Below are 14,805 nucleotides of genomic sequence, written 5' to 3'. Positions count from 1 at the left end.
ATGATACTGCGAAAGTGGGAAAGTAGATAACCGCCCCCTCTACGAGCCGGAGCTGAAATGCAAAATGCATATCAGCTTCGGCTTTTTTTATATTCATACGGCCATGGCGGGAGAGGATTCTTTTCAGGAAATTATCCGGTTTCAGAATGCCCGGAATGCCTTTAGGGTGGCATTATTGGGTGTAAAAGGTCTTATTTCATGAGTTTTGTTTGACGTTCCGTAATTTTATTGTAATTTTGCATGGGAATGACTGTCAACAGCCATTTTAGCAATATACTTATCAAGAATTTTAACCTCACATACATGGAACTCACTGCGTCACAACTCGCTGCAATGGTCAACGGAACGGTTGAAGGTGATGAAAATGTAAAAATCAGTACATTTGCCCGGATCGAGGAAGGTCATCCGGGAGCATTGTCGTTTCTGGCTAATCCAAAATATACACATCATATTTATTCGACCGGATCATCTGTGGTTCTGGTCAAGCGTGATTTTGTCGCCGAACAGCCCGTGAGCGCAACGCTCATCAGGGTGGATGATCCGTATGCTACCGTGGCTCATCTTCTTGACATGGTTACGAAGATGACCAAGGTTGAGAAAGTCGGGGTGGAATCACCGGTGTTCATTGCCGAGGGAGTAGAAGTTCCTGAGGACGCTTACATCGGAGCATTCGCCTATATCGGCAAAGGCGTCAAGCTTGCACCCGGTGTGAAGATTTATCCTCAGACTTACATCGGCGACGGCTGCGAGATCGGTGAGGGCACAATCCTCTATGCCGGCGTAAAAATCTATCATGGATGTAAAGTCGGCTCGCGCTGCATCATCCATTCGGGTGCGGTCATCGGTGCTGATGGCTTCGGCTTCGCTCCGGTGGAGGGCGGATATGAGAAGATCCCCCAGACGGGCAATGTCGAGATTGAGGATGATGTCGAAATCGGAGCGAATACGACGATTGACCGTGCGATGATGGGCGCGACGCGCATCTGCAAGGGCGTGAAGCTCGATAACCTTATCCAGATTGCCCATAACTGCTCTGTCGGTGCTCACACAGTGATGGCCGCACAGGTCGGCGTGGCTGGATCGGCCAAGATCGGTGCGCAGTGCATGGTGGGCGGTCAGGTCGGTTTCGTCGGTCACATCGCTATCGCCGATGGCACACAGATCGGTGCGCAGAGTGGTGTGAGCAAGCCCACGAAGCCGGGTGAACGCGTGATGGGTGCGCCCGCCGTGGAGATGGGTGAATATGCGAGAAACCTCGTGTATGTCAAGAAGCTCGGTTCGCTTTATGACCGCGTCAAAGAGCTTGAGAAGAAGATAAAATAAGGAAATTAATAAACCACATATATGAATCAGAAGACATTAAACGGCGAGTTTACTCTCACCGGCAAGGGCCTCCACACAGGTCTTGAGATCACCGCACGCTTCCTTCCCGCGCCTGACAATCACGGCTACAAGTTCAAGCGTGTCGATCTTGAGGGTGAGCCGGTGATCGATGCTCTCGCTGAGAATGTCGTTGCCACCAACCGTGGCACCGTCATCGCCAAGGGTGATGCGCGCGTTTCAACTATCGAGCACGCAATGGCCGCGCTGTATGCTGCGGGAGTGGATAACGTACTTATCGAGGTGAATGCTCCTGAGCTTCCTATCCTTGACGGCAGCGCACGTTTCTACTGCGAAGCCATCGAGCGCGTGGGTCTGCAGGATCAGAAGGCCGACAAGGATTTCTTCTATATCAAATCGAAGATCGAAGTGCGCGACGAAGCCACCGGCTCGTCGATACTTGTACTGCCGGACGATGAATTTTCAGCCGACGTGAAGATCGACTTCAATTCGGTTGTGCTCAACAATCAGTTCGCAACCCTTGATACGATGGAACGTTTCGGTGAGGAGATCGCTTCGAGCCGCACATTCGTGTTCGTGCGTGAGATCGAGCCTCTCGTGAAAGGAAATCTCATCAAGGGCGGTGACCTCGACAACGCAATCGTCATATACGATACTCCGATGGAGCAGGCAGAGCTTGACCGTCTTGCCGACCTCATGAACGTGCCTCACAAGGATGTCAGCGAATTCGGTTATGTCAACGATTCGCCCCTCTCTCATGAGAACGAGCCCGCCCGCCATAAGCTCCTCGACCTTATCGGTGACATAGCTCTCATAGGCCGTCCGCTCAAGGGTCGCGTCATCGCTACCCGACCCGGCCACTCGATCAATACGACTTTCGCCAAGAAGATCCGTCGCGAGATCAAGCATCAGGAGGTACAGGCCCCTGTCTATAATCCCAACAAGGAGCCGCTGATGGACAACAACCGCATCCGCGAGCTCATCCCTCACCGCTATCCCTTCCTTCTCGTCGATAAGATTATCGAGAAGGGTACGAACTATATCGTAGGTGTCAAGAACATCACTGCCAACGAACCTTTCTTCCAAGGACACTTCCCGCAAGAGCCGGTGCTCCCCGGAGTGCTTCAGGTCGAGGCTATGGCACAGACAGGCGGTCTGCTCGTGCTCAGCGGTCTTGACGAGCCGGAGCGTTACTCGACCTACTTCATGAAGATCGACAATGTGAAGTTCCGCCAGAAGGTCGTCCCCGGAGATACTCTCATTTTCCATGTCTCATTCCTGACGGAGCTGCGTCGCGGCTGCGCCATGATGAAGGGCTATGCCTTCGTCGGCGAGAAGATCGTCACCGAGTGTGAATTCATGGCACAGATTATAAAGAACAAATAAGATTCAGAGATGAAACAACCATTAGCATACGTCCATCCCGCTGCCAAGATCCACCCCAGTGTGGTGATCGATCCGTTTGTGACAATTGACCAGAATGTCGAGATCGGCGAGGGAACGCGCATCGGTTCAAACGTGACCATCATGGAAGGCGCGCGTATTGGAAAGAACTGTACGATTTTCCCCGGTGCTGTCATTTCCGGCCCTCCTCAGGATCTGAAATTCCGTGGCGAGGAATCAGTTGCCATCATCGGTGACAATACGGTGATCCGCGAATGTGTCACCATCCACCGCGGTACGGCTTCGAAGGGTAAGACCGTCGTCGGCAGCAATTGCCTCATCATGGCTTACTGCCACGTGGCTCATGACTGTGTGGTCGGTGACAATGTCATCATGTCCAATGCGGTGCAGTGTGCAGGCGAGGTCGTTATCGATGACTATGCCGTGATCGGCGGCGGTGCGCTCATCCACCAGTTCTGCCACATCGGTCCTCACGTGATGCTTCAGGGCGGTGCGCTTGTCAACAAGGATATCCCTCCCTACGTCAAGGCTGCCCGCGAGCCTATCGCTTATGCCGGTGTCAATTCAATCGGTCTGCGCCGTCGCGGATTCTCCAACGAGACTATCCGTGACATTCAGGAGACTTACCGCTACCTCTATCTTTCGGGTCTTAACAATTCGGATGCAGTGGAGCGTATCGAGGCTGAACTTCCCGCTACCAAAGAGCGCGACGAAATCATTCTTTTCGTCCGTAATTCAAAGCGTGGCATCATCCGCGGCTACGTCTAAGTCTCTGCAGCGGTCTTGACGGCCAAGTAATGGCCCCGTCGTCACATTTCCGCTCCATATCCACATATACGATTGCATAATGAGACGTCTTGTCTCCATGATAATGATACTGGGCACTTCGGCTTCCACCCTTACGGTGGCCGAAGTGCCCTTTAACGGTAAAAGCGGACGGGCATTGCAGCAGGCTGTAGCGACCTATGCACGTCCGGTCAGGATGGCTGACAGGAGCGGGCTCAATTTCACTATGTGCGATGAATTTTCAGCCGTGCAGATCGAGGTGAAGTCTGGGCAATTGCCACAGGGCTATGTGTGGAGCACATTCGTTCCGTCCGCATGGTGGAGCGAGGCTACGGAAAAGTACGGGGAGGCCGTCGGAAACGATGTTTACAATCTCCTGCCGCTGACGGAGGATGTGGATACACGGCGCGGGGATCTCACCCCCGGTTATGTGACGACTCCTTCGTTTGACGGCCTGCTGTGGAGCGTCGGGCGCCGTGAGATCTATGGAATTGAGACAGATCTCTATTCTCCTCCCGAAGCCCTGCGCGGGGAACTGGCGCGTGCATTTTTCTACATGTCGATGATCTATCCGGCCGGAGTGTGGACACCGCGCGGCTACATGGTCATGACCTCGGCTGCCTATCCGGGTCTCACGGAATATGCCGTGCAGTTGCTTCTCGGCTGGCATCGTGAGCATGCACCGTCGGCAATGGAAGTGGCTAAGAACAAGCGTGGCGAGGAGCTGCAGGGCAACCGTAATCCGTTTGTCGATTATCCGGAACTCGCGGAGTATCTATGGGGGTCGCACAAGGGTGAAAGCTTCATAATCGAAGGCGAGCCGCAGCCGTTGCGTTCGGCCTACGCGTTGAGAACAGACCGTGTGGATCTCTGTTCACCGGAAATTCCAGCCGATGCAGAGTGGACCGTCGATGGGCTTGCAGTCACGTCGGCATCCATCCCGGCGATTGATCTCGGTGCGGGAAGCCATAAGCTTGAATACAGGGTGCGTTCCACCGGAGAGCGCGGAATGGTAATGATCAAAATCGAGGATAGATGATGGAGACGGTTCATTTTTTCAGAAATATCTCCGGTAAGGTCAGCCGTTATGTGCGCGTATCGGCATTCATCGGGGTAATCTACGCCGGATTGCTCTGCGGAGGGTGTGAACGCGGTTCGGATAATGTCCGCCGTGAGCCTGAAAAGGAAGAAAACGGCGGCCGTGATGAAGTGAAACCTAACAAGCCCGGCGATGATCCCCGGCCCGGTCCATCGGACAAAGAGCCTGATTTTTCAGTCGAGCTTTCCGACGACGGTGTCCGCTATAGCGGTCCGGAATTGGTGATGCGTTTCGACTACGGAGGAATACTTGTGAAGATCCATGCTGACGGCAGGCGTGAGATGGTGGATCTCGACGGTGATTCGCGTGTGGTGTTCTCAGCCGGTGAGCGTCAGCCGGATTCGCTGCATGTCGGACCGACACTCACGGTCAACGGCATCGGTGTCTCATTGAAAACCGTCAGGATGAAAAAACAGACCGCCGAAGCGGTCTGGTATCATATCGTCGATTCGGATGACAAGTCGCATGTCATCGTCGTGCCGTAAGGCTTATTTCTGCATCATGCGGGCCATGGTGACCTTGTCCTCACGCTCCTTGATGGACTGACGCTTGTCATATTCCTTCTTACCGCGGGCCACACCGATGACGAGTTTGGCCAGACCGCGGTCATTGATGAAAAGACGCAGGGGGATGATGGTGAATCCCGTTTCCTTGCCGTTCTTTTCCAGTTTTGCTATCTCCTTCTTGTTGAGCAGGAGTTTGCGGTCGCGGCGTGCGGCGTGATTGTTGTAAGTGCCGTAGAAATACTCGGCTATATACATATTCTTGACCCATACCTCGCCCTTATCGACATAGCAGAAGGTATCGGCAAGTGAAGCCTTGCCCTGACGTATGGATTTGATCTCCGTGCCTGTGAGGACGATACCGGCAGTGAAAGTGTCGCCGATAGCATAGTCGTAGGTTGCGCGTTTGTTCTTTATGTTTATGTCTTTTGAAATCATAGGTCGGTTGTGTGAAAATTGTAAGCTGGGTATTCCCGTTTTATATAACAAGTGAGAAGAGGAAATGGAAGATATATGGAGGTATGAGGACTCCGAATATGACAATAATCATGAAAATACCGGTACATTCCGGCTTGACTCCCATGTAGCCGCAAGCCTTCCACTGTATCAGAGCCACGTAAAACGGAAGGAAAAAGAGCATGGCCGACGTGACAGGAAGGACGTTTATGATAAATGAGATGATTGCTAAAAGTCCGAGTGTGTAGAGGACGAAGGTGTGTGTGCGTTTCTCGTCATAGCGTCGTTCGAGCGTAGGCTCGACGAAAAGCGACATAGCAAAGACGCCGAAGAAGTATGACACGAAATAGACGAGAAACGTCACTATCATCCTCATGAAAAGTTCGAGGAACTCGATGTGATGATAGAGACCTTGGATGAAAACGCTTATGGCTGTGACAGCAATGAGCGGATAGTAGCCGTGGACAGCTATGTCGCGCGTAGGGATGGCTGCTTTGTCAATGTCCTCCCAGCCGTTTCCCGGCGAGAGGATCAACTGAAAGAGATATTGCAGATAGCGTTTCATGTGATGTTGATGACTGTTATGATTCTTGCATCGGTTGGCATAAGTGCAAATGCACTACAAAGGTACATAAAAAACGCGATTTTTATGTACCTTTGTTATCTCTTAACCTTGATTTTTTGTATGCTCGTTAAGTGACTATATACTCGCATTGCGTAAATAAATTAGAATATGGATCCAAGTGTTGATAATCAGAAGTTTGAACTTCGTTTTTCAGAGAAGGCCGTGAGGAATAACACAATAACGGTAATTTTATACACTGTTATTATAGTGCCTCTCATCTATGTCGGCGCTAAATCTGTAGGCGGATGGGTAAACGTTACGCTTATGTTGATATTAATGCTTACAGCACTCTACAGTGTTTGTTATGTAAGAAGATTGGTAAGAGGAAGCTATTTTGAGATTACTTCTGATAGTCGGTTGATATGTATCTACAAAGGTAGAACCAAGATTGAATATCCAATCAATGAAATAATAAATATAGAGGAAGCGACCCTTAAACAGGCTAAACGGAAACACGCAGCCTTTCCGGTAATAGATAGCAGAGGGATAGAATTATATCCGTCGAGAGGAGTGTTGATCACCTTCAATCGCTCATGGATAAAAAGTGTCTTTCCTGTATATTTCAATCCGGCGGATGTTCAGGGATTCATGTCTGCAATCAAGCGGCGAATGGAATCGCAATAAAGATTTCCAATGTGGATTGTAATATGGATTTTAAAATCAGTGTTGAAAAGTTTTTGTTGAAAAATTTTGTAGATTCGGAAAAAGTTTCTACCTTTGCCACCGCAAAAGCAAAGGAATATCCGAGAAACTAATCAAAACCGGAGTCCTTTACTTGGTCAGATGGCGAGATAGCTCAGTTGGTTAGAGCGTCGGATTCATAACCCGGAGGTCCCGAGTTCAATTCTCGGTCTCGCTACCAAGAAAATCGGTCAGGCTCACGCGAGTATGGCCGATTTTTCTTTGAAATTACGAAAATAAGTTGTAATTTTGCCCCGCAATTTCAGCCAATCATATTCACAGTCTCCTCCATGGAGGTGAAAATGAATAAGAAACAGGTGCTGAAAGCATAATATTAACTAAAACCAACTAATCAAAAAACCACAACAATGATCATCGTACAAGTAAAAGAAGGTGAGAACATCGAGAAAGCACTGAAGAAATTCAAGCGTAAATTTGAAAAAACCGGTGTCGTACGCGAACTCCGTTCACGTCAGGCATTCCAGAAGCCCTCTGTCACCAACCGTAAGAAGATGATGAAGGCTATCTATGTTCAGCATCTCCGCGCTAACGAGGAGTAATCAGAGTATCCCTCGTCCAATCCGCTAAAGCAGACGATTTTTTCAAATCAATCGAAAGGAGGCTGAATACCCCCAAGCATCACCCGAATTTATTTGATACATATTATAGAATACGCTATCAGATAGCGATGAGGATTGGCCGCAATGCCTTTCCCCATCGCTTTTGTTTAATGTATAGTTCATAATTCACATATAATGTGTCAAAATCAGCCCTACAACCCGCAATTTATCCATTTTGACACAGCCATATTCATAATGCATGATATATTGCATATATATAATGCATAATCCATAATTTCCGAAACGATTTATTCCTGACATGCACCTGATCCTCCGAAAACTTTCGCTCATGATGGCTCTGCTGTCTCTCATGGCTCTTGCCACCGGTTGCAGTAATGTGGCCGTGGAGGAGAAGGAGAGCCTTTACAGCAGTGGAGGGTTTGAACTGTATGCCGACAGTATTGTGCGTGACGGAACTGTCTATAAGGCTCTGTCGGATACCTGCATTGGCGAAGTGTGGTCGGCTACGTCCGATACCGGAAGACGGTCACCGCGTCTGATCACGGCCTTAAAGATGGCCGATGCACTTTTCGCAAAGGCCGTCGCGTCGCCGTCGGGCATGAGCGCGGAGGAAATTTATCTTAGTCTCGGACTCATGCGTCCTGAAGAGTCAATGGCGGCTCTCCGCCGTCTCGCCTCTGCCCCTGTGGATGACAACGAGGACTTTCCCCGCTCCTCGCTTCAACCATATTGGGCTTCAGCGGCATGGGAAGTCTATTGCGCCACCGGTTCGACGGAGTGGCTGCGTGAAGCTTACGACTATATTATCAAGATGCTTTCGCGCCAGTCGGCTCTCAATTCATCTCCGCTCTGCACGGAGCTGAAATGCGGGATTCCGTGGAATATTACTGACCCGTCCGTAGCATATCCTCCACGAATGAACGATATGTCGCGTTTCCAGAGCTTCAGTTCATCGGTAAATATCGCGCGTGCGCATACGTTGGAGATCGCGTCACGGATGGCCGCCGAACTTCACCTATCTGCCGAGCGTGAACTGCATGCACTGAGTGAAAACATCGGAAATAATGTCAACGACCGGCTCTGGCTTCCGGACCTCCAGCGTTACGGCCAGTATCTTTATGGTGACTACTTCCCCATAGTTTCAACCGTTACCGACAATGAGGCAAATCTGCTTGCGGTCATGGCGGAGGTAGCTACGCCTGAGATGAGTTCAGCCATAGTTGCGAACCTTCCTTTAGGTGAGCTTGGTGTTCCACATACTTATCCTTATCTTATACCGTCAGCTCCGCTCTTGGCATGGCTTCAGGGACTATATGGACTCGCCGCCTCCACGGTCAGGAATCCGGCGGCATTTCTCCACGCCATGGCCGCAGTGTGGAGCGTCACGCTCGACGGTGACCAAGCCGCCGTATGGCCGGCGATGGTGATAAAGGGTCTGTTCGGGATAAAACCTGAAAGGGACTGCCTGAACTTCCGTCCGATGGTCCCGGACATATTTCCCGGTGAAAAACGCATTGAGAATCTTGCCTATCGCGGAGCTACATTTGATATCGCCATTCACGGCACAGGTGACCGCATAGTGTCGTTCATGCTGGACTCGGTCAGTGTGACTCCCTATCGCGTGGCGGCTGATATCACCGGACATCACCGGATAGATATAACCCTTTCCGGAAATGATCTTAATGCTAAACCGTTGCGTATCATGGAGCCGCTTGCCGTCCCTGCGACTCCGGATGTGAAGTGGGCAACCCCTTCCGATCTTAGGATAATAAATTTTGACGACCGTCTGCACTACGAGATATACACAGACGGGGTAATGACGGAAGCTATAACGACTGATGCCTACAGAGTGCCTGACGGATGTCTCGTGACAGATATAGTCCCGACGCTCGAAAGGGGAGTTTCGGGCTATTCGCCCGCTTCACATATAGATGCTCCTGAAGGATCGCTCATAACAGTAAAGGCATCTTCAATAACGCCACGCCGTCCGCCGGTCCATCTGATAAAAGATCCGGCCACAGCGACAAACTACATAGAACTTGCCGCACGCCACAACACACGCATCACCTGCTATGTCAACGTGGCCGAGGAGGGGGATTACTTCCTCACCGTCGGCTATACCAACGGATCGACCCGCTGTGCGGTCAGGACACTTGGGATCAACGGAAAGGATGTTGGTACGCTGCTCTTCCCGTCGCGCCGTGCCAATGACTGGGTGCGCGTCTATCCATCGACCACGGCGGTGGTTCATCTGAAGGAGGGTGTCAATAAACTCTGGCTCACATACGTCCGCGGTACGATACTTTTCAACAAACTTACACTTCTCAAACGCTCATGAAGACAATAGGAATCCTCTCCGATACCCATTCATGCTGGGATGACCGTTACGCCGCCCATTTCAAGGACTGCGATGAGATATGGCATGCCGGTGACGTTGGTGATATTGACATTATCCGCAGGCTCGAAGGAGTAGTGCCCGTAGTGCGTGCCGTCAGGGGCAATATCGATCACGGAGATGTGTGCCGTCGCTGCCGTGAGGCCGAGATATTTGAGGTTGAGGGAGTGCGTGTGTTCATGACACATATAGGCGGATATCCCGGACGCTATGCTGCGGGGATGAAACAGCTCATGAGGGAACACAGGATCGGGCTTATGGTGTGCGGACATTCGCACATACTCAAGGTCATGCCCGACCATGAACTCGGTCTGCTCCACGTCAATCCCGGAGCGGCCGGTTATCACGGCTGGCAAAAGGTGAGGACACTCATACGCCTGACTCTCGACGCCGGAAAGATCACCGGACTTGAAGTCATAGAGCTTGGAAAGAGAGGTCAGATGAGTGACATTCAGTAACCGGACGCAGGACAAAAAAATACGCATCCGTCAGGCCTGAGCGGCGGGGGACTCCCGATCCACATTCCCTGACGGATGCGTATTTTTTCAATCTGTATTTATAACGATCGACTGTCTGAATTGTTCACGGGTCAGAACGAAAATTGTGCGAGTGCGCCGATACGGCGTGCCCAACCGTGCTCACCGTTGAAGTCCTGACGCTTCCCGACATTGGCTTCAGCTCCGAAGCGGATACGCGGAGTCACGTCCCAGAACACATTGACGGCACTGTAGAGACCATATTTGTAGTCCGTACCCTCGACACCGGTCGATGGCAGGTAGCGACCCTGACCGAAAGTGGCCGACATGAAAAGCTGAGGGAGGAAATTGTATTGCAGACCTACGAAATAGCCCCAACCGGGAACTGTGGAGAGCTTGCCGGGATTCTTGGAGTCGGCGACGAGGTCATACTTTCCGAGAAGGAAGTCACCGCCGAAGTTGGAATATGACTTACCGGCGTTAACCGTGCCATAGACAGTCAGAGGATAAGCCGGACGGAACACGGTACTGAACTGGAAGCCGTAGCCCACGGCCTGATGGTTACGTCCGTTGACGAGATCGCGGTAAGGGAGGAAACGAGTGATGGCGGAGAGACGGATATGCTGGCCGGTAGCCCATTCATACTGCACCATAGCTGCGATGTTGGGAAGAAACTCACTGCGCGCGGCTGTCTGAGTGCCGTCTGTCTCAAGGCTCATGGACGGGGTCTCGATCGATCCTGCGACAGAGATTCCGCTCTTACGGAAAGTGTGGAGGTAACGGATAAGTACGTTTGTACAGTCCATCTTCATTGTCGGGCCGGATGAATCGACTGTAGGAGCTACCGCTGCCCCGTCGCCGAAAGTAGAGGCGGCATAACCGATGGTCCAGTCATTGATGATGGCGTAAGCCTTCTTCAGATGGAGGTCACGCCCCTGATAGCCGTTGAAATTTGTTTCGATATAGAGCTGATAGGTGCCAAACTGCTTATTGCGGCCTATGACGCGGAAAAAGAGAGCCGTACCGGCAGGGGTAGTGCCGAGCACCTGACGCTGGAGTTCATTGCGGGTCACGGGTATGAAGTAAGGGGAGAATCCTGAAATACCTGTCGAACCACCCCAGTCGAAATATCCTCTCATGCGGACCATACCACCTATGCCCATAGCGAGCTGTGTGTCACGGCTCATGAATAGGAAATAAGGTGCCTGAGGGTCTTGGAAGCTCCGGAACTGATCATAATAGAAGTTCTCGACGAGATTGCGGATCGAATCGGCCTTCGGATCTGCACCGGTGCCGAAAAAGATCACTTTATGATCATTTACGAGGGCTTCGTGTTGCGCTTCAACAGGGCTGGTAGCCATTGAGGGAAGAGCTGCGAGGGTTGACAGCGCAAATCCCGCGAGGATACGGCGAATGTTCATGATTGAATGGTGTTGTTTTGTGGGGATAAATAGTTGGGAATAAGCCTTAGTGTGTGATGCGTGTGATCCTGCAGAATATCTATATGCTGTTGCGGAGATCACCACAAAATATAAGCAGTATGAAATATATTTTTACTTTTTATAACACTCTATTCCCCGATGAGGTTCATTCGACAGTAAATTTAACAGTGGGTATGTGACATATCGAAGTAAATTTTTTGAAAAGATGTGTAACGTTTGCACACTTTTTACGTCTATATTATAAAAGACATTCTGAAGCTACCGTCGGAAACATGAACCGCAACGAGTTTGAACGCATGGCCATTCCTTTGAGGAAGCGCATTGTCAGCATGGTCAGAGGGATGTCGGCCGAGTCCGACCCTTCGCTTGCCGACGATGTGGCACAGGACACCCTGCTCAAACTGTGGACCATCCGTGATAAGCTTGAGGAGTATCGCAGCGTCGAATCGCTCGCTATGGTCATAGCTCGTAACAGAGCCATTGACATGCTGAGGGAAACGGCCGGGGTCACGGTCGGGCTTGACACCGTTGGGGAGCATGGTTCGACCCCTTCACCGGAGGAGGCCATGATCCGCTCGGAGAGTGCCGACGATGTGCTCGGTATCATCGCATCACTCCCTTCCGTCCAGCAGGCGGTGATAAGGATGCGCCACCTTGAAGGAATGGAAATCGATGAGATCGCACGGATCACCGGTTCGACCGCCGGCTCGATACGCGTGGCTCTTTCAAGAGCCCGACAGAACATTAAAGAAATTTTCATGCAGAAGCAATGAATCAGATAGACAATTCAAATATTATCCACACAATCGAACGCTTCATGGCGGGCGAGACCTCGATTGACGAGGAGAAGGCTCTGTATGCTTTTTTTGCGCGGCCTGATCTACCCGACGGTCTGGAGGATTATCGCCCGATGTTCGCTTGGTATGCCTCTCTCGGCGAGAGTGAGGCCGTCAGCCAGAGCGTCAGTCCTGAAGTGGCGGCTGAAAACCACACGACCGCATCTGAATCTAAAGTGCGTTTGCTCCCATTCCGGCCATGGCAGTGGCTTAGTATCGCTGCCATGCTGGTGCTCCTCTTTTCGGTAGGATTTTTCCTGCGCGACACCGGTTCAAAAATACCTGAGGAATATCTCAGCTATGAGGGCAGTTATATAATCCGCGACGGCAAGAAGATCACCGATCTGCGCGTTGTCGTCCCTGAAATCCTCCGGACGGAAGCAATCGTCAATGATCGGCTCGATGCCATAGACATGAGTCTTGAAGAAGGTGAGGATATGTTTGACCGCTCGGTCCTTGATGGCTACGACACTTCCGACCCTGAAGTCAGGGATCTCATCTATGCCACGCTGGATTACTGATCATATTCCCCTCTACTGTCCGCCGTTCTCCTCTCTCACCTCTCATTACTCCTCTCTCAGATTGCAGGCTCAGCTCTTCAGTCATGACAGTTGATAAACCTAATCAAACATTACTCCCACATTTTAATAATCCGACATGAATTTTATCCGTCTGACCGCCCTCTCCATTCTCCTTCTCTCCAGTCTCAGTGTCGTGGCCCAGCAAGCTATTGACTCTGCCATGAAGGCACTTGAGAAGTCAAAGAGTGTCACGAACGAGGTCTATTCCGAACGGCGCGATCCCGATTCCAAGACCGTCGTCAGTTCCAACAGACTCTATGAGTTCACGGATAACGCTTTGGCAAATAAACTTATCGATGCCATCCGTAAGGAGCGTGGCAACGCATCGTCGTTTCAGATGAACAATCGTAATCCGAACGCCGGTTATGCGATCACGTTTGAATCGAAGGACGGACGATCGTATGCTAAATATGCTCTCGTGCAGAAAGGGGAATTGTGGGTGTTTTCTGTGATCAAATCTACAGTCAGGGTCAACTCGTCAAAGAAACGCGGAAAGGATCGCAGTGAATATCATGAGATCCCCGGTGTGTCGTTGAGCTTCGACGGGGACCTTGACAGACTCGACATGGCTCTGCTCGACAACAATGGCTGTTCGATGCTTACAGGTGTCACTCCCGGAGTAATCTATGACTCAAAGGGCAACCGCATATCTGTTGAGGGGACAAAGGGGGACGCATTGACTTATACGCATACCACTACTACCGTGTCGCGTGACGGAAAGACGATTGTCACCATTACAAGTAGCGATCCGGTTGTAGAAGCAGCAGCACAGACCATAAAGGAGGCTAACTGTATGGCCATACAGGCAAGGGCTGAGGCCAGCAAGGCTGCTTTTGAGGCCAGTTCCAAGGCCAGCAAAGCTGCCGCCGAAGTTCGTGCGGTGGCCTTACAGTAAGCGGCTGAGGCCCGCGCGGCGGCTGCTGAAGCGAGAGCGAAGGCTTTACGGGAAGCAGCTGAGACACGTAAGAAGGCGGCCGAGGCTCGAAAGAAGGCAGCTGAAGCGAGAGCAAAAGCCGCTAAAGCACGCAAATCACAGAAATCATCATCTACCTCATATTATTATTTCTCCAGTATTGACTGATGAGGTGGGAGGATTGACACCAAAGATATGGGAGTTACTTAACAAATATAGTTTTTAGTGAAGTATCACCGGGTGGTGATAAAAGCAATATGAAAAATCGGCCTCTTGATGTTTCTAAATTTGTAAACTTTTAATATCTTTGCAGTGTTAAACTACTGAATATGGATAGACCACTTTTCAATCTTGTATTGCTCAAGGAAGCAGAAGATTTCATACTATCTCTTCCTGAAAAGGTGCAAAACAAGGTCCTGTTTAATATCCGTAAAGTCCGTTTCGGTGTTAAAGACATAGATCTTTTCAAGAAGCTCGGTGATACCGATATTTGGGAGTTCCGTACTTTATATCAGGGCATGGCATACCGTCTGTTTGCCTTTTGGGATAAAGAAAATGAGACTCTCGTTGTTGCGACACATGGGCTTATAAAGAAAACACAAAAAACACCTAAAAAAGAAATTGACAAGGCGAAGACAATAATGGCAGAGTGGTTTGACAACAAATACAGGTAAGTTATGGCACAA

At 50.6% G+C, this 14,805-nt stretch carries 16 protein-coding genes and 1 tRNA gene; 14 read left to right on the top strand and 3 right to left on the bottom strand.

What is annotated here, in order from left to right; all coding sequences use genetic code 11:
• The first annotated feature begins 303 nt into the window (after positions 1 to 303).
• The 5 genes from lpxD to K2G41_RS00625 all read left to right on the top strand — a co-directional run bounded on the left by lpxD (position 304) and on the right by K2G41_RS00625 (position 5,115).
• Positions 304 to 1,323, top strand: a complete 1,020-nt coding sequence (gene lpxD, locus K2G41_RS00645; protein ID WP_300112951.1) for a UDP-3-O-(3-hydroxymyristoyl)glucosamine N-acyltransferase — start codon at positions 304 to 306, stop codon at positions 1,321 to 1,323.
• A 21-nt stretch (positions 1,324 to 1,344) separates the two neighbouring features.
• Complete coding sequence (locus tag K2G41_RS00640) at positions 1,345 to 2,727, top strand: bifunctional UDP-3-O-[3-hydroxymyristoyl] N-acetylglucosamine deacetylase/3-hydroxyacyl-ACP dehydratase (RefSeq protein ID WP_300112948.1); 1,383 nt, start codon at positions 1,345 to 1,347, stop codon at positions 2,725 to 2,727.
• A gap of 9 nt (positions 2,728 to 2,736) precedes the next feature.
• Entirely contained in the window at positions 2,737 to 3,513 is a 777-nt protein-coding gene (gene lpxA / locus K2G41_RS00635; protein ID WP_300112946.1) for an acyl-ACP--UDP-N-acetylglucosamine O-acyltransferase, read from the top strand.
• Positions 3,514 to 3,592: 79 nt separating this feature from the next.
• Positions 3,593 to 4,570 carry an endonuclease gene (locus tag K2G41_RS00630; protein ID WP_300112944.1) on the top strand — a complete coding sequence of 326 codons (978 nt, stop codon included), beginning with the start codon at positions 3,593 to 3,595 and terminating at the stop codon, positions 4,568 to 4,570.
• Complete coding sequence (locus tag K2G41_RS00625) at positions 4,567 to 5,115, top strand: hypothetical protein (protein WP_300112942.1); 549 nt, start codon at positions 4,567 to 4,569, stop codon at positions 5,113 to 5,115. The genes K2G41_RS00630 and K2G41_RS00625 overlap by 4 nt, the downstream gene beginning before the upstream one ends.
• A gap of 3 nt (positions 5,116 to 5,118) precedes the next feature.
• On the opposite strand, the gene smpB is transcribed toward K2G41_RS00625, so the two are convergent.
• Together smpB and K2G41_RS00615 are read right to left on the bottom strand one after the other, a co-directional pair.
• A complete protein-coding gene (smpB, locus tag K2G41_RS00620; protein WP_300112940.1) occupies positions 5,119 to 5,571 on the bottom strand; it encodes an SsrA-binding protein SmpB in 453 nt (150 codons plus the stop codon).
• Between the two features lie 40 nt (positions 5,572 to 5,611).
• A complete protein-coding gene (locus tag K2G41_RS00615; RefSeq protein WP_300112937.1) occupies positions 5,612 to 6,154 on the bottom strand; it encodes a hypothetical protein in 543 nt (180 codons plus the stop codon).
• 168 nt (positions 6,155 to 6,322) lie between these two features.
• Here K2G41_RS00615 and K2G41_RS00610 point away from each other — a divergent pair, with 168 nt between their 5' ends.
• From K2G41_RS00610 to K2G41_RS00590, 5 genes are all read left to right on the top strand, one after another.
• Positions 6,323 to 6,838 carry a hypothetical protein gene (locus K2G41_RS00610; protein ID WP_300112934.1) on the top strand — a complete coding sequence of 172 codons (516 nt, stop codon included), beginning with the start codon at positions 6,323 to 6,325 and terminating at the stop codon, positions 6,836 to 6,838.
• A gap of 161 nt (positions 6,839 to 6,999) precedes the next feature.
• Positions 7,000 to 7,076, top strand: a tRNA-Met gene (locus K2G41_RS00605).
• Between the two features lie 187 nt (positions 7,077 to 7,263).
• Positions 7,264 to 7,455: a 30S ribosomal protein S21 gene (gene rpsU / locus K2G41_RS00600; RefSeq protein ID WP_300112931.1), complete on the top strand. Its 192-nt coding sequence runs from the start codon at positions 7,264 to 7,266 to the stop codon at positions 7,453 to 7,455.
• Between the two features lie 319 nt (positions 7,456 to 7,774).
• Positions 7,775 to 9,814: a hypothetical protein gene (locus K2G41_RS00595; RefSeq protein ID WP_300112928.1), complete on the top strand. Its 2,040-nt coding sequence runs from the start codon at positions 7,775 to 7,777 to the stop codon at positions 9,812 to 9,814.
• On the top strand, positions 9,811 to 10,329 hold the full coding sequence (locus K2G41_RS00590) for a metallophosphoesterase family protein (RefSeq protein WP_300112925.1): 519 nt from the start codon (positions 9,811 to 9,813) through the stop codon (positions 10,327 to 10,329). The genes K2G41_RS00595 and K2G41_RS00590 overlap by 4 nt, the downstream gene beginning before the upstream one ends.
• A gap of 131 nt (positions 10,330 to 10,460) precedes the next feature.
• Here the strand turns inward: K2G41_RS00590 and K2G41_RS00585 are convergent, their stop codons facing one another.
• Positions 10,461 to 11,768, bottom strand: coding sequence for a hypothetical protein (locus K2G41_RS00585; protein ID WP_300112922.1), 1,308 nt, complete (start codon positions 11,766 to 11,768; stop codon positions 10,461 to 10,463).
• Between the two features lie 293 nt (positions 11,769 to 12,061).
• On the opposite strand from K2G41_RS00585, the gene K2G41_RS00580 reads away from it, so the two are divergent.
• From K2G41_RS00580 to K2G41_RS00565, 4 genes are all read left to right on the top strand, one after another.
• Positions 12,062 to 12,562, top strand: a complete 501-nt coding sequence (locus tag K2G41_RS00580; RefSeq protein WP_300112919.1) for a sigma-70 family RNA polymerase sigma factor — start codon at positions 12,062 to 12,064, stop codon at positions 12,560 to 12,562.
• Positions 12,559 to 13,146 carry a hypothetical protein gene (locus K2G41_RS00575; RefSeq protein ID WP_300112917.1) on the top strand — a complete coding sequence of 196 codons (588 nt, stop codon included), beginning with the start codon at positions 12,559 to 12,561 and terminating at the stop codon, positions 13,144 to 13,146. The genes K2G41_RS00580 and K2G41_RS00575 overlap by 4 nt, the downstream gene beginning before the upstream one ends.
• Positions 13,147 to 13,282: 136 nt before the next feature.
• Positions 13,283 to 14,101, top strand: a complete 819-nt coding sequence (locus K2G41_RS00570) for a DUF5024 domain-containing protein (protein ID WP_300112915.1) — start codon at positions 13,283 to 13,285, stop codon at positions 14,099 to 14,101.
• Between the two features lie 347 nt (positions 14,102 to 14,448).
• Entirely contained in the window at positions 14,449 to 14,793 is a 345-nt protein-coding gene (locus K2G41_RS00565; RefSeq protein ID WP_300112912.1) for a type II toxin-antitoxin system RelE/ParE family toxin, read from the top strand.
• Positions 14,794 to 14,805 lie beyond the last annotated feature (12 nt).

The sequence above is a fragment of the Duncaniella sp. genome, assembly GCF_029056165.1.
Taxonomy (GTDB): Bacteria; Bacteroidota; Bacteroidia; order Bacteroidales; family Muribaculaceae; genus Duncaniella.
The sequence above is the reverse complement of the archived record's forward strand: the minus strand, read 5'-3'. Positions and strand labels throughout refer to the sequence as shown.

Excerpts from the sequence above, each read along its gene's own strand:
- lpxA (WP_300112946.1), top strand. The coding sequence starts at position 2,737 with ATGAAACAACCATTAGCATACGTCCATCCCGCTGCCAAGATCCACCCC.
- K2G41_RS00575 (WP_300112917.1), top strand. The coding sequence starts at position 12,559 with ATGAATCAGATAGACAATTCAAATATTATCCACACAATCGAACGCTTC.
- rpsU (WP_300112931.1), top strand. The coding sequence starts at position 7,264 with ATGATCATCGTACAAGTAAAAGAAGGTGAGAACATCGAGAAAGCACTG.
- K2G41_RS00625 (WP_300112942.1), top strand. The coding sequence starts at position 4,567 with ATGATGGAGACGGTTCATTTTTTCAGAAATATCTCCGGTAAGGTCAGC.
- K2G41_RS00570 (WP_300112915.1), top strand. The coding sequence starts at position 13,283 with ATGAATTTTATCCGTCTGACCGCCCTCTCCATTCTCCTTCTCTCCAGT.
- K2G41_RS00580 (WP_300112919.1), top strand. The coding sequence starts at position 12,062 with ATGAACCGCAACGAGTTTGAACGCATGGCCATTCCTTTGAGGAAGCGC.
- smpB (WP_300112940.1), bottom strand. The coding sequence starts at position 5,571 with ATGATTTCAAAAGACATAAACATAAAGAACAAACGCGCAACCTACGAC.
- K2G41_RS00565 (WP_300112912.1), top strand. The coding sequence starts at position 14,449 with ATGGATAGACCACTTTTCAATCTTGTATTGCTCAAGGAAGCAGAAGAT.
- lpxD (WP_300112951.1), top strand. The coding sequence starts at position 304 with ATGGAACTCACTGCGTCACAACTCGCTGCAATGGTCAACGGAACGGTT.
- K2G41_RS00640 (WP_300112948.1), top strand. The coding sequence starts at position 1,345 with ATGAATCAGAAGACATTAAACGGCGAGTTTACTCTCACCGGCAAGGGC.
- K2G41_RS00610 (WP_300112934.1), top strand. The coding sequence starts at position 6,323 with ATGGATCCAAGTGTTGATAATCAGAAGTTTGAACTTCGTTTTTCAGAG.
- K2G41_RS00615 (WP_300112937.1), bottom strand. The coding sequence starts at position 6,154 with ATGAAACGCTATCTGCAATATCTCTTTCAGTTGATCCTCTCGCCGGGA.
- K2G41_RS00585 (WP_300112922.1), bottom strand. The coding sequence starts at position 11,768 with ATGAACATTCGCCGTATCCTCGCGGGATTTGCGCTGTCAACCCTCGCA.
- K2G41_RS00630 (WP_300112944.1), top strand. The coding sequence starts at position 3,593 with ATGAGACGTCTTGTCTCCATGATAATGATACTGGGCACTTCGGCTTCC.
- K2G41_RS00590 (WP_300112925.1), top strand. The coding sequence starts at position 9,811 with ATGAAGACAATAGGAATCCTCTCCGATACCCATTCATGCTGGGATGAC.
- K2G41_RS00595 (WP_300112928.1), top strand. The coding sequence starts at position 7,775 with ATGCACCTGATCCTCCGAAAACTTTCGCTCATGATGGCTCTGCTGTCT.